Source organism: Pseudomonas sp. SDT291_1_S447 (assembly GCF_054070155.1).
Window position 1 is genome coordinate 1 of sequence record NZ_JBSVXS010000327.1, and the last position, 343, is coordinate 343.

At 63.3% G+C, this 343-nt stretch carries 1 pseudogene; it reads left to right on the plus strand.

The features are described 5' to 3' along the window. Positions 1-343: pseudogene (locus tag ACW9IR_RS29775) on the plus strand (LLM class flavin-dependent oxidoreductase); the annotation flags it as partial.

Here is a 343-nt window from a genome sequence, read left to right on the forward strand (position 1 = left end):
TTACGCCGGCGACACCGGCATCGACATCAGCCGCTACGCCGACAACGAAGCGCTGTCGACCCACACCGAAGGCATGACCTCCTACGTGATGAGGCCCGATGGCAGCGGCAAACCCCTGACGGCCGGTGAAGTGCGCCAGCGCTTTGCCAATGTCACCCGTGGCAGCGACCTGATCCTGGTCGGCACCCCGGAGCAGATCGCGCAAAAGATCGAGGAGCATGCGCGTATCTCAGGTACCAGCGGCTATATGCTCAACCCGCTGATCAGCCCCGGCTCGCTGAATGACTTTGTCGAGCACGTGATCCCGGCCCTGCAAAAACGTGGCCTGTACCGCACCACCGCG